16 protein-coding genes are annotated in these 22650 nt (G+C 43.2%); 14 read left to right on the top strand and 2 right to left on the bottom strand.

The genetic code is table 11. The features are described 5' to 3' along the window. Positions 1–222: 222 nt before the first annotated feature. Together HP548_RS06970 and HP548_RS06965 are read left to right on the top strand one after the other, a co-directional pair. Positions 223–2772 (top strand): beta-mannosidase, encoded by a 2550-nt coding sequence (locus HP548_RS06970; RefSeq protein ID WP_175381265.1) that lies wholly within the window; start codon positions 223–225, stop codon positions 2770–2772. A 202-nt stretch (positions 2773–2974) separates the two neighbouring features. Further along, the gene (locus HP548_RS06965) at positions 2975–4885 is read left to right on the top strand and encodes an AraC family transcriptional regulator (protein WP_175381264.1); all 1911 of its coding nucleotides are present in this window, start codon (positions 2975–2977) and stop codon (positions 4883–4885) included. A gap of 104 nt (positions 4886–4989) precedes the next feature. Here HP548_RS06965 and HP548_RS06960 read toward each other — a convergent pair whose 3' ends face one another. Beyond that, positions 4990–6984 carry a beta-galactosidase gene (locus tag HP548_RS06960; protein ID WP_175381263.1) on the bottom strand — a complete coding sequence of 665 codons (1995 nt, stop codon included), beginning with the start codon at positions 6982–6984 and terminating at the stop codon, positions 4990–4992. 192 nt (positions 6985–7176) lie between these two features. Between HP548_RS06960 and HP548_RS06955 the strand changes: the two genes are divergently transcribed. The 6 genes from HP548_RS06955 (at position 7177) to HP548_RS06930 (ending at position 12230) form a co-directional block, all read left to right on the top strand. Continuing rightward, positions 7177–8016, top strand: a complete 840-nt coding sequence (locus tag HP548_RS06955) for a helix-turn-helix transcriptional regulator (protein WP_175381262.1) — start codon at positions 7177–7179, stop codon at positions 8014–8016. A gap of 110 nt (positions 8017–8126) precedes the next feature. Then, complete coding sequence (locus tag HP548_RS06950; protein ID WP_099852930.1) at positions 8127–8804, top strand: SOS response-associated peptidase; 678 nt, start codon at positions 8127–8129, stop codon at positions 8802–8804. Positions 8805–9054: 250 nt separating this feature from the next. Further along, positions 9055–10185 carry an NADH-dependent flavin oxidoreductase gene (locus tag HP548_RS06945; RefSeq protein WP_175381261.1) on the top strand — a complete coding sequence of 377 codons (1131 nt, stop codon included), beginning with the start codon at positions 9055–9057 and terminating at the stop codon, positions 10183–10185. 150 nt (positions 10186–10335) lie between these two features. Then, positions 10336–11103 (top strand): DeoR/GlpR family DNA-binding transcription regulator, encoded by a 768-nt coding sequence (locus HP548_RS06940; protein WP_175381384.1) that lies wholly within the window; start codon positions 10336–10338, stop codon positions 11101–11103. A 19-nt stretch (positions 11104–11122) separates the two neighbouring features. Further along, on the top strand, positions 11123–11581 hold the full coding sequence (locus tag HP548_RS06935; RefSeq protein ID WP_076289670.1) for an OsmC family protein: 459 nt from the start codon (positions 11123–11125) through the stop codon (positions 11579–11581). A 58-nt stretch (positions 11582–11639) separates the two neighbouring features. Continuing rightward, a complete protein-coding gene (locus HP548_RS06930; protein WP_076289671.1) occupies positions 11640–12230 on the top strand; it encodes a DUF2062 domain-containing protein in 591 nt (196 codons plus the stop codon). On the opposite strand, the gene HP548_RS06925 is transcribed toward HP548_RS06930, so the two are convergent. Further along, the gene (locus HP548_RS06925) at positions 12208–13137 is read right to left on the bottom strand and encodes an AEC family transporter (protein WP_175381260.1); all 930 of its coding nucleotides are present in this window, start codon (positions 13135–13137) and stop codon (positions 12208–12210) included. The genes HP548_RS06930 and HP548_RS06925 overlap by 23 nt on opposite strands. Before the next feature lie 215 nt (positions 13138–13352). Here HP548_RS06925 and HP548_RS06920 point away from each other — a divergent pair, with 215 nt between their 5' ends. The 6 genes from HP548_RS06920 to HP548_RS06895 all read left to right on the top strand — a co-directional run bounded on the left by HP548_RS06920 (position 13353) and on the right by HP548_RS06895 (position 22386). Next, positions 13353–14435, top strand: coding sequence for a lactonase family protein (locus HP548_RS06920; protein ID WP_175381259.1), 1083 nt, complete (start codon positions 13353–13355; stop codon positions 14433–14435). A gap of 269 nt (positions 14436–14704) precedes the next feature. Continuing rightward, positions 14705–18241 (top strand): nSTAND3 domain-containing NTPase, encoded by a 3537-nt coding sequence (locus tag HP548_RS06915; RefSeq protein ID WP_175381258.1) that lies wholly within the window; start codon positions 14705–14707, stop codon positions 18239–18241. A gap of 14 nt (positions 18242–18255) precedes the next feature. After that, positions 18256–19917 carry a restriction endonuclease gene (locus HP548_RS06910; protein ID WP_175381257.1) on the top strand — a complete coding sequence of 554 codons (1662 nt, stop codon included), beginning with the start codon at positions 18256–18258 and terminating at the stop codon, positions 19915–19917. 396 nt (positions 19918–20313) lie between these two features. Beyond that, positions 20314–20946, top strand: coding sequence for a 3-hexulose-6-phosphate synthase (hxlA, locus tag HP548_RS06905; RefSeq protein WP_175381256.1), 633 nt, complete (start codon positions 20314–20316; stop codon positions 20944–20946). Between the two features lie 5 nt (positions 20947–20951). Then, the gene (gene hxlB, locus HP548_RS06900; RefSeq protein ID WP_175381255.1) at positions 20952–21515 is read left to right on the top strand and encodes a 6-phospho-3-hexuloisomerase; all 564 of its coding nucleotides are present in this window, start codon (positions 20952–20954) and stop codon (positions 21513–21515) included. 511 nt (positions 21516–22026) lie between these two features. Continuing rightward, positions 22027–22386 (top strand): winged helix-turn-helix transcriptional regulator, encoded by a 360-nt coding sequence (locus HP548_RS06895; protein ID WP_076289676.1) that lies wholly within the window; start codon positions 22027–22029, stop codon positions 22384–22386. Positions 22387–22650: the final 264 nt, after the last annotated feature.

Below are 22650 nucleotides of genomic sequence, written 5' to 3'. Positions count from 1 at the left end.
AACACACGCCATCACGCTATAAACATGGGGTGAAAAGACATGGAGAGTTTGCTTCATGTTTTTTTTTGTTATCGGATATGTTTATTTAAATAATCCACAAAACAGATTGACTAAATTGAGTATATCGTGTTAATTTTGTTTTGTGAGTTATTTGTTTTCATAATAACAAAACCTAACAAATTGTTTTTTTAAACTACTTCAATAATGATAACGGAGGCTGTCATGAGCAAATTACAATCGCAGACTTTTCAGAATTGGACGTTCAAGGCTTGTGAGGATCAGGAATGGATGCCGGCTCACGTACCCGGCTGTGTGCATACGGATTTGCTGAAATTGGATAAAATACCGGACCCTTTCTATGGAACTAACGAAAAAGAAATTCAATGGGTCGATAAGAAAGACTGGGAATATCGCACGGAATTTGATGTGAATGAAGCACTACTGTCGCAGCAGCATCTGGAGCTGGTCTTTGATGGTCTGGATACATATGCAGATGTTTACGTGAATGAACAACATGTGTTGTCGGCAGACAATATGTTTCGGGTGTGGACAGTCGATGTGAAATCTGTAGTAAAGGCAAATGGCAACGTTCTCCGAATACGTTTTCGTTCCCCGATCAATGAAGATCTGCCGAAGCTGGAGAAGCTCGGATATGCCCTGCCTGCATCGAATGATCAATCTGACGTGGGGGGACTAGGCGACAAAAGAGTGAGTATTTTTGCACGAAAAGCCCCGTATCACTATGGTTGGGACTGGGGTCCACGTTTTGTAACCAGTGGAATCTGGCGTGAAGCACGCCTTGAAGGATGGACAGACGTACGAATTAATGATGTATTCATTCAACAAAATGAAGTAACCGCTGCTTCCGCTTCGCTCACTGCAGTCGTGGAAGTGGAGTCTACGCAATCGATAGAAACGGTTATTCGAGTAGGAACGGATGAACAGAGCTGGGAGCAGGTTGTAACCCTGAAACCGGGCGTCCAGACTGTGGAAGTTTCAATCTCCATTGATGAACCGAAGCTGTGGTGGAGCCGCGGATTGGGTGACCCGCATATGTATTCTTTCCATACGGAAGTGATCCAGGGCGAACAGGCTGTGGCTGAGTCCACAGTAAAAACGGGTATTCGGTCCATTCGTCTGGTTCGTGACAAAGATGAAGCGGGAGCATCCTTTTATTTTGAGTTAAACGGAGTTGCTGTGTTTGCCAAAGGTGCGAACCACATTCCCAATGACAGCTTCATAACAGAAGTGACACGTGAGCGCTATCTGCATGAGATTGTATCTGCTGCCGAGTCGAACATGAATATGCTTCGTGTGTGGGGTGGTGGCTTCTATGAAGAAGACGTATTCTACGAGTTGTGTGACGAATATGGTTTGCTCGTATGGCAGGACTTTATGTTTGCATGCAGCATGTATCCTGGAGACGAGGCTTTCCTGAACAGTGTGAAGCATGAGGCGATTGATAATGTGAAACGTCTGCGTAATCATCCAAGCATTGTGCTGTGGTGTGGCAATAACGAGATTGATTCAGCGTGGGCACATTACATTGAGGATGGCGGCTGGGGTTGGAAAAAAGATTACAACGCGGAGCAAAGAGAACGCATTTGGGCGGATTACGAAGCTATTTTCCATGATCTTTTGCCTGAAGTGGTTGAAGCTTATGCTCCTGGTGTGGATTATTGGCCTTCTTCACCACTGGTATCACTGTCGGGAGACGAGAAACAGCATGCTCACCCATCCACATCAGAAGGGGATATCCATTATTGGGGTGTGTGGCATAATGTGGAGCCCTTTGAGAACTACAACGTTCATGTTGGACGCTTCATGAGTGAGTATGGCTTCCAGTCCTTCCCTGAATACGATTCGGTTCGCAAGTATGCGGAGGAAGTGGATCTGGCATTGGAGTCTGAAGTTATGCTGGCGCATCAGAAGAACGGGGCAGGTAATCGTCTGATCAAACAATACATGGATATGTACATGCATGAACCGAAAGATTTCCCATCCTTCCTCTACATGAGCCAAGTGCTTCAGGCTGAGGCAATGAAAACAGCCATTGAAGCTCACCGTCGTCGCAAACCGTTCTGTATGGGAACGCTCTACTGGCAGATGAACGATTGCTGGCCGGTGGCTTCCTGGGCGGGTATGGATTACTTTGGACGCTGGAAAGCATTGCAATATTACGCGAAACGCAGCTTCAGCGATATTTTGGTATCGGTAGATGGTACGAAGGAAGATGTGACAGATATTTACCTCATCTCGGATCAGCTTGAACCTGTGAAAGGCAAACTCCAGGTACGCCTGATTGGCTTTGATGGCACAGTATATCGTGAGGAAGAGCATGAAGTCGCTCTGGCATCCAACTCTGGTCAACAGGTGCTGTCATTGAGCCAGGCGGAATGGCTGGAAGGCCGCGATGCTGCAACAACATTGCTGCGTATTGATCTGAAGCAGGATGGGGTAGCCGACATCGTACAGGAGCATTATTTTGCACCATCAAAGGACATTTCACTGCAACCAGCGCAAATTAAAGTAACTGAGGTTACCGAGAATGATGGCGTGCATCTGGTTTTGGAAAGTGATGTGCTTGCAAAACAAGTATGGATTTCTACTGAGGCAGAAGGGGTGTTCTCGGACAATTTCTTCGACCTCATTCCTGGCATTCCGGTGAAGGTCAAGTTTACATCCAGAGAGGAATTGCAAGGATCTAATGGTGCGGTCTCCAAGGCGGGGGCCATCCAGGTTCGTTCCATGGCTGATTTTATCAAATTGTAATTATAGACGAAGCAGCAAAATCGTTGAGATCTCCCATAGGGGGATTTCGACGGTTTTTTATTTTCCAGTGCTAAAAGGGAAATGGACTTCAAAGTTATGAACAAGATTGTTATAATTGATAATCATTATCAATTATAAGTGAGTTCTCTGTCACACTGGTTGGGCATTGGGCGTGTTATATCGCTTAAGAAAGGAAGTCTATATGGGAATTCAGGATGATATCAAGCTGTGGGATCAGGTTCAGGTACGGGTGCTTGATGTCCGTCTTATATCATTAACAACGAACGAAAGTTATCGAAATTATGTATTACCAACCAGCGCGTTTGTGTATGTAAATGGCAAGGGTCAAATTTGGTTGGATGAAGAGGTGTGGTCTACAGGCAGATTTCTATTGGTCCATGGAGGCAAAGGAAGGCGTCTGACGCTTGAAGCAACCGGAGTTATAGAGGTATATCTGATTTTCTACAAATCAACGCTGCCCTCCAACGTTCTTCTGGACTACCGGATGATGCTGTTACAGAGCAATCCCTTTGAACGTTCCTGGGGACTAGAGCCGGACACTGCGCTTCAGTTGCATGAACTTGTTCGGAATATACATATTTGCTGGACCCGACAGGACCAACTGGGTCTAATCCAGGTGAAAGGGTACTTCTTTCAACTGATACAGCTTGTATTGAACCAGCAGATACGAGTGGCATGTGAAGGTCAACAACTTTCTTTGACGGATCAGGTTTTACGTTACATAACAACTCATTTTCGTGAATCGATCTCGCTTGATTCCCTTGCTCAGTCTTTGAATTACAGCCCGCAATATTTGTCACGAAAATTCAAAGAACAGACCGGCGTTACACCGACCGAATATTTGATCCGGTTGAGAATTGGAGAGGCTAGGTCTCTGCTGTCCGCTACGGAGGCTTCACTACAAGAGATTGCAACCTATGTGGGTTATCCGGACCCTTTTTATTTCAATCGGATTTTTAAGAAAGAGATGGGAATCACTCCAGGACAATATCGAGTGAAGCAGCGGGAGAACACGAATGGAGTTTCAAAAAGTACAGTAAATGCAACAAATGAATCCATTGTAACAGGAGGAACAGAACGTTATCCTTTAATTGATGATGATTATCATTATCAATACAATGGAGATGAGGAAATCAACATGTTTAACCAGTTAAGATCAGCCATCATGTCACTAGTGCTTGTGTTTACATTAAGTGCTTGTGGGACAACCGGGCAAGAGGCAGAAACACCAGAGACTGCGGCTGAACCCGAACAACCGACAACGATGGAAACGAAAACCGTAAATACAACATTTGGAGAGGTGGAGGTTCCTGTACATCCAGAGCGAGTCGCTGCCATTGACTATTTGGGAACGGTTCTTGCTCTTGGTGTCAAACCCATTGCTGGAGGACAATTTCTCATGAATAGCCCTTATCTGGAAGGGCATTTGGATGGATTAGAAACGATCGGTGACTCCATTGAACAGCTCATGGAACTGGAGCCAGATCTTATTATTACCTTGAATCCAGACAAAGCGGCTTTTGAAAAATACAGCAAGATTGCACCAACAGTCTCTATTGCATCGATTACTTTCCCAACACTGAAGGAAGAGGTCACTTATTTTGGCGATGTACTTGGCAAACAGGCTGAGGCGAAGCAATGGCTCGAGGAATTCGATCAAGAGATTGCTAAAATAAAGCAGGAAGTGCATGACGTTGTTCCAGCTGATACTACATTCTCTGTGATGCAAGAATATGATCGCCAAGTATTTATTTTTGGCAATCAGTCGGGCCGAGGAGGGCGTAACATCTACGAGTTGCTTGGTTTGCAGGCACCCGCAGTTGTACCTGCCGATTTAATGCAAGGCGCCTATCATGAATTTTCAATTGAGCTGCTCTCCAAATACGCAGGCGATTACATCATTCTGACGAGTGAATCAAATCTTGAAGCTTTACAGGTAGACCCTGTATGGGGGTCATTGCCTGCTGTCAAAAATGGAAGAGTGTACATATGGACTGAAAAGCAGTCCTGGTTCCGTGACCCAATTGCTCTCCTGAAACAGACACAGGATTTGGCTGAATGGATTATTAAAATGAATAAAGAAACACAATGAGGACAGGCTGTTTCTGCCCATTCTTTAAGGCCCGGATGCACTTGATGTGCATACCCGGGCCTTTTCGTGGTTCATTTTCTTTTAAGCTGCAGAGAGGTTACATATTATTGAATCTCCAAGATTTCGATATCATACGGTCCCAGTTCCAATCGAGGTCCTTTCATAGTTCCATCCAATGCACTGGTGTATGATGCTTGCAACGGAATGGAGACAGTTTCAGGACTCAAATTCAGGATGAAACGAAACGTTCCATTCGGTCCTGAGCGGGTTGTCACCTGGACACCGTCTGGTAGGGATTGCATCTCGGACAGCCCACATTGTTCAGCGATGGTTCGCAATAACTGGCTCAGATAAGCTTCATCCGGCTGGGTCGCCACATAATAGACAGCACCTTCACCCCAGTTGTTCTGGGTAACAGCTGCACTTTCGGCATAAAATTGATCCACATAAACTGCAATTGCCTGTGCCGTGTCCAGTTCCAACACATCAGCCCATTGTGAGGCAGCATATGTATTGCCCTTCTCATCCCGAATCTGAATTTGGTCAGCACCGATGGGATCATATTCGGCAACCCGCACGCCCGAGCAAGCAGATAACATACCTGGAAGTGGCGCCATGACACAGACGTTGTTATCGTTTTTGACACCGGTGCGATGCGTTAAGACCAATATGCCACCATCCGCTGCAAAAGTTTGCAGACGTTCTGCGGTGTTCTCGTCCAGCAGATACAAGTGCGGTGCGATGATGATTTTGTAGCCATCCAGCGCTTCCGAGGAATGAATAACATCTGTACTGATTCCCCATTTGGTCAGGGCACGATGCCATACTTTTATATTTTCGTAGTACTCCAGTCCTTCCGCCTGTGGCTGAATTCGTAGAGCGTTTAACTGATTATGCGAATGCAGGATGGCAACTTCGTTCTGCAATGTAGAGCCTTGAAGGCGTTCACCCAGACTGTTCACTTCGGTACACAATTGCTGAAACTCCTTGAACCGTCGCCCTGGAACATTGCTGTGATCAATTAGTCCATGCCAGAACTGTTCTGCTCCTATAGTGGCACTGCGCCAGCGGAAATGCACAACCGCATCCGCTCCACGGGCAATAGTCTGCCATGAGTAAGCACGCAAGAAGCCGGGCTGGGGTGTGCGCCACATCGGAAACCAGCATCCCGGAGGTCCGCTAAGTTGCTCCATAATCCAGAAATTGCGGCGTTTGATGCCACGTGTCAGATCTAACGACAAAGCACCACTGTAAGGTGCGGTGTCCGTTTTGTTCGGTGAAGGGTTGGGATAGTAATCAAAAGAAGCGAAATCCAGATCCTGACCGATTTTATATTGATCTGCCTTTTGCGGATAGCTATGAAAATTATGAGTGACAAAATGATCGGGACAGTTATGCCGAATGATCTCGATTTGGATGCTTTGAAAAGCCACAATAGAATCCGACTGAAAACGGGAGTAGTCCAGCAGGAACGAAGGATTCTGAAACGGAGAGCCGCCATATGGTGGCGTCACCTGTTTCCAATCGCTGTATTCTCCACTCCAGACAACCGTACCCCAAGCCTGGTTGAGCTGCCCTAATGAAATGTAACGGGCACGAACCCACTCGCGAAAAGCCTCTGAACAAGCAGTACACTGACAATCCGTGAAACTGAACTCATTATCAGTCTGCCAGCCAATCACAGCGGGATGTCCTGCATATCGCTCGCTCAGTTTCTGGACAATTCGTGCACTGTACGTCCGCATGCTCGGACTGTTATAACAGCGGTGACCGCGGACTCCTTCGTGGTACAACTGTCCACTTGCTAAGACCGGCAGAATATCAGGACATTTTTCAGTGAGCCAGCGTGGTGGTGTCATCGTTGGTGTACCGATCACCACCTGAAGCCCATTGCGATGAAGGGTATCGAGCGCCTGATCAAGCCATGTCCAATCGAATTGTCCATCGGCAGGCTCCATTCGACTCCAGGCAAATTCACCCACACGTACAATACGTACACCACTAACGGCCATTAATCGGGCATCCTGCTCCCACAGATGAGGGTCCCAATGTTCAGGATAATAATCAACACCCATTTGAATAGGTCGGTATTGGTTCATGTATGTTACTCTCCTTTGGTCTGGAACATAATGATTTTCATGCACGATCAAGGCCGTGCTTAATGACTCCACTATCATCATCTTGTGGAAGATTGTCGAGTCTATTTCATTTTATAATGGATAATGAGAGGGGAATATAATAACATGTTGCGATAGGATATCATGATCTTGCTATTTTTGGGGGAAGAACATATGCGAAACCATTGGTTTATGCCGGAGCCCGGGCATGCAGGGTATGCATGTTATCCAGTAGCCTACGGAAGATATCTCGATCCAGAGCACAGGGAACATCGTCCGCACGGAATACGAGAGTATAATTTGCATCTGGTTTTCAACGGACAGGGTGAAGTGAGAACCGAGCAGGGCAGTGTTCGATTAACGGCTGGACAAGGTTTTCTATATGCGCCGGGACAGGCGCAACATTATAATGCCGATCCATCTGATCCCTGGGATATCAGATGGATTCATCTGCAAGCCCACGATCTGGAGCGGCTGCTAGGCTTGCGGAATTCGGATAAAGTGTGGCTCTTTTCATTCTCTGGAGAGGACCGTTTCGAGGAGCTGCATGAACAATTATGCCAGCTCGGTGAAGGTTATGAGAGTGTGCATGAACCGAAGTTGTCGGCGGTACTGTATGAGTTGCTAGTTGAATTGGCACGAAATTCGGAGTCCATCGAAGGGACGTCTTTACTGAACCATCAGGATACAATCCGCTCAACAGCCGATTATATTCGTCGTCACTGCACACAACCGCTAAGTCTTGCTGAAATGGCGGATATAGCGGGGTACAGCGTGTATTATTTTAATCGCATGTTCAAGAGTATCATGGGTGTTCCGCCCGGCAGGTATCTGCTGGACTGCCGCATTCTGGCCGCGAAGAAAATGCTTGTAGACTCGGAACTATCCGTAAAACAAATTGCTTCTCAGTGTGGATTTACACACAGCAGTTATTTTATTCGTATGTTTCGGACGGATATCGGGATGACCCCGCAGCAGTTCAGGCTTCTCTATAGCTCAGGCAGTGGGAAATAGGAAGATTTCACACGATTACTAATGCTTTCTATACAAGCATGCATAAATTCCCTGCAATAACAAACAATACAATCAAATTCAATTCAAGCAGGGAAAGGAAGTGCCTGAGCATGTGTAACCGTTTTTCATTGGCAGCCGATTTGGATGAGGTCAGGGATCATTTTAAGATTCAACGGGTGATGTATTATTACAAAAACCGTTACAATATCAGCCCAACCCAGCATACACCGATTATTTTGCATCAGGATGGTGAGCGGGTATTGGACGAGTTCCGATGGGGATTCATTCCGTTCTGGGGACGCGATGCAGTTAACGCGAACCTTATGACGGTGCATGAGAATCCATCCTACTACAAGCTGGTAGAGACGAAGCGTTGTGTAATCCCATGTAATGGTTTGTATTACTGGCGTCAGGAAGGTAAGAAAAGCTATGCGGTGCGTGTCGTTATGCCGGATCGCGGATTGTTTGGCATTGCGGGATTATACGAGGTATGGAAAGATACACGCAAACAGCCACTGCGCACCTGCACGATGCTGATGGCGGGGGCAAACATGGTTACACGGGAGTTTGGCAGCAAAATGCCGGCCATTCTGTCTGAAGAAGAGATCAATACTTGGCTGGATCCGGCGAACACACGTGTGACACAGCTGCTGCCGTTGTTGAAATCCTACAACAGTACAGAGATGAATCTATATCCGGTTACTCCGATGGTAGCCAATGATGAGCATGACTGCTATGAATGTGTGGAAGAGATGGATCAGAAGCTGGCATACGTACGCAGTTTCTAAGCTGAGCAAGCAGTTTTATGAGGCGGAGAGTCGTAAGACACTCCGTCTTTTTGGGTTGAGAAAGAAGAAAAAAGTGTAATGGACAAAAGGCGGATAGTGAATGGATCAGTGAGCTTTAAGCATGGAATGGATATGGGGTGAAAATGAAAAGTTGCATTGTGTGTGAAACGTAACTATAATCATTACAGTAATCGAACGCATATATTCATATATCTATTAAAAGAGATATTTAATCAGGAGGGAACCACGAATGAATCCAAAGTATAGCCAAATGTTTGAACAAGTTTCACTGCCAAGCGGCATTACGCTGAAAAACCGGATCGTGCTCGCTCCCATGACCCATATGTCCTCGAATCCAGATGGTACTGTCTCAGACGATGAACTTGCTTATTATGCACGTCGTACCGGCGGTGCGGGTATGTCTGTTACAGCGGTAACTCATGTAACTGCGAATGGAATTGGTTTTCCGGCTCAATTTGGTAGTTATGACGATAGTTTTATTCCCGGTCTGAAACGTCTGGCCGATACGATTAAGCAGCAAGGTTCTAAAGCCGTACTCCAAATTTTCCATGCAGGTCGTCTCACACCGGAACAAGCGGTGCCAGCGGGTCAAGTCGCTGCTCCAAGCGCTGTTGCTAGTGAGCGTCCGGGATCTCCTGTACCAAGAGAGTTGTCTGACGACGAAATTACGTCCATCATCAAGGACTTTGGGGAAGCAACCCGCCGCGCCATTGAAGCTGGATTCGATGGTGTTGAGATTCATGGTGCGAACGGTTATTTGATCCAGCAGTTCTTCTCTCCGCATTCCAACCGACGTGAAGATCGTTGGGGTGGAAGCATCGAGAAACGTCTCACATTCCCGCTGGCTGTAGTGGATGAAGTCCAGAAGGCTGTAGCTACACATACGAAACTGCCGTTTATCGTTGGATACCGTTTCTCACCAGAAGAGCCGGAAACACCGGGATTGACCATGGAAGAGACGTATGCATTGGTGGATGCGCTGAAAGATAAAAATCTGGATTACCTGCATGTATCCGTCAACGAGTTCTGGTCCAAGCCAAGACGAGGAGAGGCAGATACTCGCTCCAGAATTGAATTTATCCTTGACCGTGTTGGTGGTAAAGTGCCTGTGATTGGCGTAGGAGCCATCCATACCGCAGATGAGGCAGCAGAAGCTCTTCAAAGTGGTGTGGCATTGCTTGCAATCGGTCGTGAGCTGATTATCGAACCTGACTGGGTTGAGAAAATCGAAAGCGGACGTGAGGAAGATATCGAGACGATTCTCACCAAATCGGATCAGGAACGTCTGGTTATCCCTGACGGTTTGTGGAATGCAATTATTCACACCCCGGGCTGGTTCCCTATGGCTGACGATAAATAAGACACAATTTCATTCGAAATAGAGGGAGCGTAAGCTCCCTCTTTTTTGCACCCTCTGCGCCCTTGATGAAATTCTCCTTCCGAGGTCACTGTGGTATGATGGGATGAACAGGATTCATCTTGGATAATCAACGGTTTGGAGTGAATGAAGATGCTCGTGGCTGAACGTTATGAGAAAATTGTGGAATGGGTAGATGCGCAGGGAAGCATGCGCGTAACCGAGCTTAGTGAGCGCTGCGGTGTGACGGAAGAGACGATCCGTCGTGATCTGGACAAGCTGGAGCAGGCAGGAAGGCTCAGACGTTCCCATGGCGGGGCTGTCAGCGTAAAATATAAAGAAGAGGGGCAGTCGGAAATCCCTTATCCGGAGCGGGCTGTAACTCATGCAGAAGAGAAACGCAGAATTGCGAACGAAGCGGTGAAAATGGTAGAGCCTGGTGACCGGATAGCACTGGATGCCAGTACAACGGCGTGGTATATGGCTGCTGGACTGCCAAACATCCCACTCACCGTGTTGACCAACTCCATTAAGGTCGCAGCGGAGCTGAGTAATAAGGAACAGATCCGTGTAATTGCGACAGGCGGGCAGCTTGCTTCGAAGTCCCTATCGTTTGTAGGGCCGCTAGCTGAACGGTCGCTTGATGCTTATCATGTGGATAAAGTTTTCTTATCCTGCAAAGGAGTACATCTGACCAAGGGCATCAGTGAGTCGAATGAATTGCAGGCGCTGGTGAAGCAGAAGATGATTAGCATCGCTGATGAAGTTATATTGCTGGCGGATTCGAGCAAGTTTGGCGTGCAGGCTTTTACAAGAGTGGCGGAACTTAGCAGTGTGGCAAAAGTAATAACTGATCTAGGCTTAGCTGAAGAACAGGTTAGTGCACTGAATGAACAATCGATAGCATGTGTCCGTGTCTAATTAGAAAGGAATGAATATAATGAAACATCCTTTTCATCTGAAAGCTACTTGGAATGGTGGACGTAACAGTGAAGGGCATATTGATGCAGGTGGGTTAAAAACAGTTATTTCGATTCCACAGGAGATGGGTGGCCCGGGCACCGGAACCAATCCAGATGAAATGCTGCTGGGTGCAGCGTCTACCTGTTATTTGATTACGCTGGCAGCAATGCTGGAGCGATCGGATATTACACCGAATGAGCTGACACTGGAGTCCGAAGCCACGGTGGATGTTACAAATAATATATTTACGTACGAACGGATCATACACAGACCTCGCATTGTGCTCAAAGCCGATGCATCTGATGCTGATGTGACGAAGGCAGAGCGCCTGGCACATAAAGCAGAAGAGTCCTGCATGATCTCCAGAGCGGTGGCAGGTAACGTCGCCATCCAGACACAGCCAGTGATTATAACAGCAGGCGTTAACGCGGTGTGATATACTGAAGAATAGGCGGCTTGAGCCGTCATTTGTGTAAGATAAGGGGAAGTTCGGTATGAACCTACAGAAAAGCAAAAACTCACGTTTTGCACGTTTAACACGTGCTTTGAAGCTTAATTTTCTCAAATTGTTACGTGCTCCCGGCGGAGCACATAAAGTATCTACCGGATTTGCTTTGGGTTTTGGTTTGGAACTGATTGTTATTTCTACTGCATCACTGGTATATCTCGTGTTCTATCCAATTGTACGTTTGTCCGGTGGCTCGCTGCCAGCGGCTATTGTGGGCAACGTGGTCGGCAAGTTAACGTTCCTGCCCATCATATTGATGCCGCTTGCCAAGCAAATTGGTTCCTGGATATTGCCGGCGCACAGTATGGGTCAGGGGCTTGTTCATGAGAGTGCCTTTATGGAGCTGTTTCGTGGCAACTGGTCCGCGCTAAGCGAACTTTTGCTGGGTGGTCTGGATATTTTGGCAGGCATGTCCGTCTTTGGAGTCATCCTGGGTGTGATTTCTTACTTTGTCGTCAAATTCTTCTATGTCAGAGCACTCAACCGTCGCTTTGAACGCCGGTTGGAGAAACGCAAGCAGGCAGCGATGTCTCCAACTTCGGCTTCCGTGCTGATCAGGAAGACATCACAATCATAATCGGCAGAATGATCATGGAGGCAGCGGTTGTCCATAGAATACAGCGGGACACAAACTGCGGAGATGCATTGAATTGCTCGGCCAAAATGACTGCGTTCACTGCTGTTGGCATGGAAGCCAAGATCAGCAACACACTGAATAACGTTCCTTCTATCTGAAGTGCGGTTAGGATCAGATACGAAAGTACGGGTGCTGCGGCAAGCCTTACTGCAAGTCCAGTCCAGAACGCTTTGCGAACATTAGGTTTCCAAGGTTCCACCGAACCACGTGGTCTGAGCATCTGTGCACCGAGAATGGCCAGTACGACAGGAGAGTAGCCGGCTGCGAGCATGGAGATGCCTCCATCCAGTGCCACTGGTAAACTCAGATTGGATGCACGCAGGATGATGGCTATCGCAGCAGCATAGATGGAAGGCATACGGAAGACGGACAGAATCGCATTTTTGACCGTGAATTCCGATCTGGCAGCAAAAAAGATACCTACCGTGTTTACAATGATCATCTGTCCGATGACATATACCGAAGCCTTATCCAATCCAAGCTGTCCAAAGGCAAGCAACACAAGCGGGAGCCCATAATTCACGCAGTTCGTAAACGTGGAGACAAGGGTGAGTCCCGCTTTTTCGCTTGCCCCAAGATGGAATACTCGGCTCAGCAGTTCAGCTAGTGCCCACAGGGCGATCAGATTGATGATGGAGAACCAGAATGTGCCGGTTACGTCTGTCCATGTAATATCAGCATGCAGCAGTGTATCAAAGATAAGCGCAGGGCTCAAAATATAGAGGGAAAAGGTCGACAGCGGCCGAGTATCCCAATTTTTGAAGCGTTTTAACAATATGCCTCCGATCACAGGAAGTGATATCGGCAGAAATACATGATATAACGTAAGCAGAAATGAATTAAACAACCGAATTCAGTCCTTTCTGGATGAAAAACCTATTTTATCATAGCAGAAGTTGACCTTTGTCGGAATGGATATTGGTATTGGCTTATGTCATGAGCATATGTTTGAGGGCACTTCTTCGATGGCTGCACAGGGGCGGTGGATTGCTATTTTGATATGGCAGATTTATTATAGAAGAGGTGCAACCAGATTACATACACATAGAGGAGGAAACTGTAATGAGTGAATCAAAACGCTTGCTCGTATTGGTCGGCTCTTATGCCGAAGCGGAAAATGAGGGCATTTACGCATATGAATTGAATGAGGATACAGGTAACCTCTCCAAGCTTGATGGCATCTCCGGCGTGAAAAATCCAACGTTTGTAAACGTGGATGCTGAAGGTAACAAACTGTATGCGATCGGTGAGACGGTGTCTGCCGAAGGTAATAAAATGTCTGAAGCTGTAGCTCTGAGCATCGATCCTTCTACAGGAAAATTATCATTGCTGAATCGTCATGACTCCATTTCGGCTCCACCATGTCATATCCAACGTGATCCTTCCGGACGTTACTTGATCCTTTCCAGCTACCATGGTGGTCTGGTGGGTCTTCAAGCCTTGACGGATAACGGTGAAGTTGGAGCGCTTCTGGATGAGAAGAAACATGAAGGCAAAGGTGCGCATCCTGAGCGTCAGGACAAGCCTCACGTCCATTCTGCATTCTTCAGCCCGGATGGCAAATACATGATGGTACAGGATCTGGGTGCGGACAAAATCGCAATCTACTCCATTGATGCAGACAAGAATGAACTCGTACTGCACAGTGAAACCAAAACACATCCGGGTGCAGGACCTCGTCACTTGGCGTTCCATCCGAACGGTCAATTCGCCTATGTTATTAACGAGGTAGATTCTTCCATTACAACTTTCCGTTATGATGCAGCAGCAGGCACATTGACAGAGGTTTCTACCGTGTCCACATTGCCTGACGGCTATGACGGCAGTGAAAACACAACAGCTGAAATCGCCGTATCAAACGATGGTCGTTTCGTATACGGTTCAAACCGCGGGCATGACAGCATCGTGGTATTTGCAGTAGACGCTGAAACAGGACATTTGAAATTGGTTGAGCATGTATCTGCTGAGGGTGAACACCCACGTCACTTTGCATTGACTCCGAATGGCAAACTGCTGATTGCAGCTAACCGCGATACCAACAATCTCGTTTCCTTTACAGTAGATCAGGAGAGCGGGCGTCTGAAATACACAGGTCACAGCACAGGTGTATCCAAGCCGGTATGCGTGAAACCTGTGTATCTGTAAAATTAAAAGCTTGTTGCAATGCTCTAGAAGAAAAATGTTTATTATATCTGAAAAAGGGGCCCTGCCATTTGGTGGGGTCTTTGTTCTGTCAAAACATTTATATTGTGTGATTGAAGATGAATTAGATAAGTTATAATAGAGGTCTAGAACTCAGGATATTCCATTTATAGAATTGCTACATAATGAATCAATAGATACATAAACATCTATATTTTTCTTTACTAAACAATGAAAGAACTTTATAAAATTCTAGCGAGCAGGTGAAAACAATGCCTAACTATGATTTTCACAATTGTCTATCGCCACGAGAATTCGAAGAGTTGGTGAGAGATATTATACAGATAAAGGAACAAGTTCCTTTTGAAATTTCCGGTCGAGGGAAAGATGGGGGCGTCGATCTACGTTACTGGGAAGGTAATACCAAAATCATTGTCCAGGTTAAATGTTATCAAAACAATTACAATCAATTGTTCAATGTCTTAAAAAACCAAGAAAAGCAGAAGGCAAAGGCGCTAGAACCATCTCGTTATATTCTTGTAACTTCTGTTCAACTCGAATTAACTCAGCGTCATAAGATATTTGATCTGTTTGATGGTGTAATTGCAAGACATGATGACATTATAGATAGGGTTGATTTGAATAATCTTCTTGGAAATGAGAAGTACCATAATGTTGAACGTACTCACTACAAATTATGGATTAGTAGCACGAATGTCATTACATCACTTATTGATGAAGTTGTTCACCGAGATATCTTCGCGGAGTCGAGGTGGGAATTAGAGGAAATACAGAGAACGGTGAAAGTATTTGTTCAAAACCCCAGTTTTGGACGTGCTATAACTACTTTAGAGAAATTTAGGTATGTGTTGATTTCGGGAGAGCCTGGTATTGGAAAGACTACTTTGGGGCGTTGTTTAGCTGCATATTTTTTACAGCGAAAGGGATATAATGAGTTCATTTATGCTGATACAGTAGGCAGCGCACTAAGAATGTACAAAGAGCAGGAAAAGCAGGTCTTCTTTTTTGATGATTTCTGGGGAGATATTTTTAAAGATGAAAAACTTCCCCATAACGAGGAAAAACATTTGTTGAAGTTTATTCATCGCATTTCCAATTCGACTAATAAAATTTTGATTTTAACTTCCCGAGAGTACGTACTCCAGCAAGGTATAACCCAATATCAAAATGAACAACTCAAAAGAACGTTCAATATTGGAAAATGTCTTCTTCAATTAAAAGATTATTCAGATTTAGTCAAGACAAAAATTTTATTTAATCATCTTTATTTCTCACGCATTGAATGGGATTATGTCAAGGTTATAGCTCATGGCTGTGAAAGGATTATTAATCATTCTAATTATAATCCAAGAATTGTTGAAACTTTTCTCGACCAAGGATCAATCTTATATGAAGAGGTTTCCCCCTCGAAGTATTATAATGAACTTTTAAATTATTTAAGAAAGCCGCTAGATTTTTGGAAGAGTATTTTCATGAAGCAGACTTATGGTTCTCAACTAACTGCCCTTATTTTGTTTTTATCATCTCAACCTATAAGATTAAGCGATTTAAAGCTTTCTTACTATTCTTGTATAGAGGCTGGTAGGAAAAATAATATTTTCATCCAAGAATTTGAATTTGAAAGTATTGTTGCTCAATTAGAAAAAACGATGATAATGACCTATCTCGAAGAGGACACATCGACAATATTAGTGAAATTTCAAAATCCTTCTATTAAGGACTTTTTATATAGTCATTTGGTGGAGGCCGTACACTATTATGGGAGCGCGCTTATTCAAGGTAGTCCCTTTATAAATCAACTACTTTATATGTTTAAAGTTTCGGATGAAATACGTGGATTCCATGATGAATTTGAAGGTAACTTTTTTTTTGAGAAAAGGATAAGCTTACCTAAAAATCTTGAAAAACTATTAATTGATAAGTTAATTTCTGAATTTGACACTTTAAGATATTCTTATGCTGAAAGTAATATTTATGAGGGTAAACATTCTGTAAATGTTGATCCAAGAGATTGTATGGTAAGAAAATTGCACGATATATTATTTGTTTTTGACCTCAAAGAAAATAATCAAATGGGTGAGTTTATAAAAAATAAAATTCACCACATATGTTTAAAACTTCATGAAGAAGAATATCCACTTTCTTATGATGATATGGTTGACTTTCCTTTTTTTATTAAAGCGGCAATCCCCCTAAAAATTAACTTGGATCGGGATTTATTGATAAATAATTATTATAAACGTTCTAGATTTGCTGAACATTTGCTGGTACTTAATGAATTTGAAGAGATTTATCCGGATGAGTTTGATAATTTCAAGAAAACATATCATAGAACAATAAAGAGTAATATTAGAGATTTATTGCTAGATGATATTGATTTCTTTGCTTCCAATATGGAATATGACCGAATTGATTTTCTGATTGATATAATTTATCCGAGGATATTAGAAAGTTATAATCTTCCCGACAGCAATAAATTTTATAAAATATTAAGTAGATCCGTAGGCCCTTATGAAAATGATGAATACAATAAGAGTTGGCTTGAAGAGATGGAAACAGAAAAAATATACTCGGAGGAAGAAAAGCAGCGAGCTGAAGAATTATTAAAAGAAGAGAGGGAATCACTTATAGGAGTGACTGAGGAAATGTTTGATGAGGATATTATTGAATTTATCAAGAAAAATGCTCAAACTAAATCAGAAGCGTTAGAACTAATTTCAGTATTTCAGAAGGAAGAACCATGGTATATTTATCCGTTTTTTAGAAATTGGAACAGACTATCCCTTTTGCTTGCTATCTATCATCAAGAAAAGAATTTACCGTTAACAAGTGCTTCTTTTTATGAGAAATTATTCTTGCATTTAATTAATCAAATTACTAACACAAATGTATCAATTACGAATCTGAGTTCTATCGTGGAGATATTCTGTGAATTTGCGTTTGACATGATGGAAAAAGGCCAGTTCATATTTTCTGAACAGACTCTCAATAATCATCTTGTTTTTAAGGATAGATTGGAAACAAGTGGAATTGACTTGAATTTAATATTGTCTTGTCCTTTTATTGTTCAGAGAGGAAAGTGGTATGAGTTTCAAACCCTGGCGTATCAGGTTTATCTATCGCTGAAAAACTTTCTTCGCCTCAAAAAAAATGAAGGGCCCAATTCCTATAGCGCTTTTCTTGAATTAAAGGGTCCTTTTGTGGACATTGAACATGATATTTGGTTGTTATGCTCGGAGTTGGATCTGCAGAATTTTAATCGTTACTACTTGGTACCACTTTTAAAAGAATATCTAGAAGTAGTGGACCCGACTAATGCAAAAACAGTATGTACTACTACTTTTAAATTTTTCAGATTTATCTTAACTTTTAAAATTCCTCAAGATACGCTTATTCCTGAGATTACAGGATCAACTTGCAATGGGATTGAAATTTCTGCATTAGAGTTTATTGGTCAAGGCTTATTGGATCTGGAGTCTTTCTTGGATTATCACATTGATGATAACAATAAGGATCACTTGTCACATTTGTTACGATTGAGTAATTTCATTTTACAGCAAAATTCACCAGGTTATGAAGAAGATGAGTACGAACTTGATTTCGCTGAACATGGTAATGATCCAGAATTGCTGAAGATTCTTGAATCTTTAGGAGTATGTGAGTTTTTATTGATTTCGTATCAGCACGTATTAGAAAAGGTAAAGAATACAATGGCAGCTAAGTACAATTTACGCCTTGATTCTTATTTAAATAATTTGAAAACTCGTAGATTTGCTTTGGTCGATTAATAGAGGAGGAAAGTATGAGATTTCCGGACAGTTCAGGTTTATTGCTTGCTATCATGGATGGTTTTTCTAACGATGATGAGTTTATGGTTCAATGTATTGATAATTATCATTATCCTTTTCACGATTTTGTAAGGAAAGCCAAAACAAATGAATTTTCTTCTACTGATATTGAAGGGTACATGCAGACTCCTAGGCTTTATGTTATAGCTGGGCATAAAGATAAGATATATCGTATAGAGAGAGTTTGGAGATCGCGAATTAAACATGTTTTTATGCAGCTTTTGCAAAACAAGCAGATGCTGAAAAAAATTAAAGATAATTTGAAAGAAACAGAAAGATACTGTTTAGAGTCATTATACTGGCTTTATTTATCGGAATTAGTGACTGATGAAAACATTTATTATCCAGTAGCTAAGATGTTTGATGGTGGGGACGAAGATTTTATAATATTGGTTTTCTATATGACTGCTGATCCAAGTGACCATCAGTTTGATAGGGTTGAGGAAACCATTAATTTTTGGATTGACCGTGAGAGACCGTTCTTAAAAGGTTATCAATGTCTTATCCGTTCTTTAATTTTGCGGAACATGGTTGGTCGCAAGGTGTTAGCTTCTTTTCCTAATAATTATGGAAATTGGGGAATGTTACTGGAGGGAGGGATATTTTTACCTTTAGTAGATAATTTTGAAATTGGATTAAGTAAATTAAATAGTGAGCATATTGGCGAATGGACTCCAGGAGAAGTTGAAGAAATATTGCTTAATCCTATTTATTCTTTAGGGTACTATTATGAACATATAGATTTAGTTTGTGAGTGGTTTTATGTCTTTCTATATGCTCTGGCCACAATTGACGAAGATGAGTTGGCAACAATTAATTTCGAATTGGTTTACCGCAACTTCTGTGATTATTTGGGGGCCCATATTTGTCCTTATATCATTATCAAACAAAAAATAATAGAAGTAAGTGATTTTATAAAAGTACTTAGAATAACATTGGGGAACGTGAGAGAGTATTTAAAAGGGGAAGAAGAAACAGGTGTATCTAAAAATATTTTGTTAATGATGCGAAATCGTCATGCTTATTTACCCGAGGTATATCAATTTATTGTTAGTAATTCAAGCCTCACTATGAAGGATTTTTCCAGTTCTATTAGCTTTAATTACTTATACTGGAAATCTATTCTTCACAACTTAGAGGAAGTCTCAGGTTCTTTTCAGAAAGGGACTAGTTTGGAGAAATTGGTACAATATTTTATATGTACCGTACCTGGTTTGAAAATTACTGATGTTAGAGCAATAAAAGGAAGAGCTGAAGTGGATATTTATTGTTGTAATGTGTCATTCGATTCTTGTCTTTGGAAACTTGGGGCGTTAGTTTTGATCGAATGCAAAAATAGAAAAAATAAAGTGACGGTTTCGGATGTTCGTAACTTAGTTCCAACTATGGAAGCAAAAGGAATTCATGGGGCGATGATTTTTAGCAGAACAGGTTTCACATCGGTTGCTTTGAAGGAAATTAAATATCAACTTTCAGGTGGGAAAATGATTGTCCCCATTTCAATAAAAGAAATGGAGGAAATAGATGAGAGTAAGGGGGCCTATGACTTAATACGTGAAAAGATAGAACAATTTGATCGAATAATAGAGAATAACTCTGACAATCTGTATTTTTAGAAATTATGAAGGCTGTAAAGTAAGATTTATCCCCTCACGCTATTAAGACTTACTTTGAAACATAATTTTGTTTTTCTATATGTGAGGGGATTACATGAAAAAAATGATACAAAAATTAAATTTAAAAATAACTACTTTTTCATTCGGAAATTTTAAAATTTTCATGGAAAAATCCATTAAGATTCATATAACAACGAATAATTATCAATAGTATCGTGCAGGTAACTACCTGACTTCAAAGTGCGTACTTCCTGAACGGATAGTCAGGCTCTACAATGAATGAGTAGCCAGAACCAACACTGGATGCATCTGAACAGACGAAATGGTACAGGCTAAATATCTGATTATTTTTGTACAGGAACAACTCATACTTGAACAACAAAGGAGAAATAAATGATGAAATTGCAATTGGCACTCGATTTGGTAAACATCCCTGAGGGTATCGCACTGGTTAAAGAGGTTGAATCATATATCGATATCGTTGAGATTGGTACGCCAATCGTTATTAATGAAGGTTTGCACGCGGTAAAAGCGATGAAAGAAGCATTCCCTAATCTGCAAGTTCTTGCAGACCTTAAAATTATGGACGCTGGTGGTTATGAAATCATGAAAGCAGCTGAAGCTGGTGCGGATCTGATCACTGTGCTTGGGGCAACGAATGATAGTACGATCAAAGGTGCAGTAGCAGAAGCGAAGAAACAAAACAAACAAGTTCTTGTGGACATGATCAACGTGCCTAACCTTGAACAGCGTGCTCGTGAAGTTGATTCGCTTGGCGTAGATTACATCTGTGTACACACAGGTTATGACCTGCAAGCTGAAGGACAAAGCCCGTTCGAAGATCTGCAAACGATCAAAGCTGCTGTGAAAAACGCTAAAACGGCTGTCGCTGGTGGCATCAAGCTGGAAACATTGCCTGAAGTGATCAAAGCACAACCGGATCTGGTGATTGTGGGTGGCGGCATTACGGGCCAAGCAGACAAAGCTAAAGTAGCAGCTGAGATGCAACGTCTGGTTCAACAAGGGTAAGACAGATGAGCACAGGGCAATACGCAGTGGACATCTTGAAGGAGCTGGAACGTACGCTAAGCCAGATCGACGACTCGGAGATGCAGGCCATGGCGGAACATATTCTGGCTGCCGAACAGGTTTTTGTGGCAGGCGCAGGCCGATCCGGTCTGATGGGCAAGGCTTTTGCCATGAGATTGATGCAGATGGGGCTTCGGGTATATGTAGTTGGGGAGACCGTTACACCAGGAATCTCTCCGAAAGACTTCCTCTTGTTATGCTCAGGCTCTGGGGAGACAGGCAGTCTGGCAGCAATGGCTCAGAAGGCCAATAAAGCAGGTGCTCCTGTCGGTCTGATCACAATTAAACCAGAGTCCACCATTGGACAGCTGTCAGATACCTTGGTTCGTCTTCCAGCTTCTGCCAAAGAGGATACAGCGAGCGCCGGAGCCGAAGTGACCATTCAGCCGATGGGCTCCCTGTTTGAACAGGGGCTACTGCTGAGCATGGATGCACTGGTGCTCACCATGATGAAAATGAAGAGTATGACTGGAGCAGACATGTTTGGGCGTCATGCCAACCTGGAATAGACCATATGCCATAGACTTCATGAATTAGCATATATAAGTTGAACTAAACATCTACACAACAACGTAGAGGACAGAAATAAGCTGGAGAAGCGGAGCTAAAAGCTTTCTGAAAGAAAGCTACATCGGAAGCATACGCTTCGCCTTTATGACCAGATATTCACTTTTGATAAAGAGGATGAAAAAATCTGGGCATAACAGCGATCGGAAGATTGTTCTGTCATCGGAGTGGCTAGTGTAAATATTCATTAGTTCAACTTATAGATGGAAGACCGGAATTCCCTTAAACAAGTGGGAGTTCCGGTCTTTTCTGCTATTGTTGTCTGTGGTCTGATTCGGTCTGCTTAACATCAGGGTTGTACTGTAGTAGAATGTATACAAGCTGTATCGAGCCAATGAACCCGTTATATGATACAAGAGAGCGGCAAGTTCTCCTATTGCGGAGTGTTCTTGTGATATGCGAAATGCATTTTAGTGATAAAAGATTAAGTGGAAGAAAAGGGGGCTCGGAGCCATGGCAGCCGAAGTCAAGGAACGCATCAACTTGAAAGAGATCAACTGTGAGAAAGAATTGACCCTTGCTGTGATTGGCGGCAAATGGAAACTGATTATTTTATGGCATCTGGGTCTTGAAGGCACCAAACGTTTCAGTGAATTGAAGCGATTGATTCCTCATATTACCCAAAAGATGCTGACCAACCAGTTGCGTGAGCTGGAGGAAGACAAGCTAATTGAGCGCAAGGTGTATGCAGAAGTACCTCCTCGTGTGGAATATACGTTGACGGATCACGGACAGAGCCTGATGCCCGTGCTGCATGCGATGTATAACTGGGGTAAAAACTATGGTGAAAATGTAATTTGGAAATCAGAATAAGTTATAGTCAGAACGAACCGCCGGGTAAATGGATACTTCCATTACCCGGCGGTTTTTCTTTCCCCCTAATTCACTAACAGTTTAACAAAAGTTTTCTTGAAACGTAGAGGGCAGAAGTATCCTGAAGAAGCGAAGCGTTCGCCTAAAAGCTTTCTGAAAGAAAGCTACATCGGAAGCATATGCTTATCCCCGGATTTCCCCTTTAAAAAAGGGATCAAAAAATCTGGGGATAACAGCAATCGGAAGGTTATTCTGCCGGCGGAG

The sequence above is a fragment of the Paenibacillus taichungensis genome (assembly GCF_013359905.1).
Lineage (GTDB): Bacteria > Bacillota > Bacilli > Paenibacillales > Paenibacillaceae > Paenibacillus > Paenibacillus taichungensis.
Note: the sequence above shows the minus strand (reverse complement) of the source record. Positions and strands in the feature narration are given on the sequence as shown.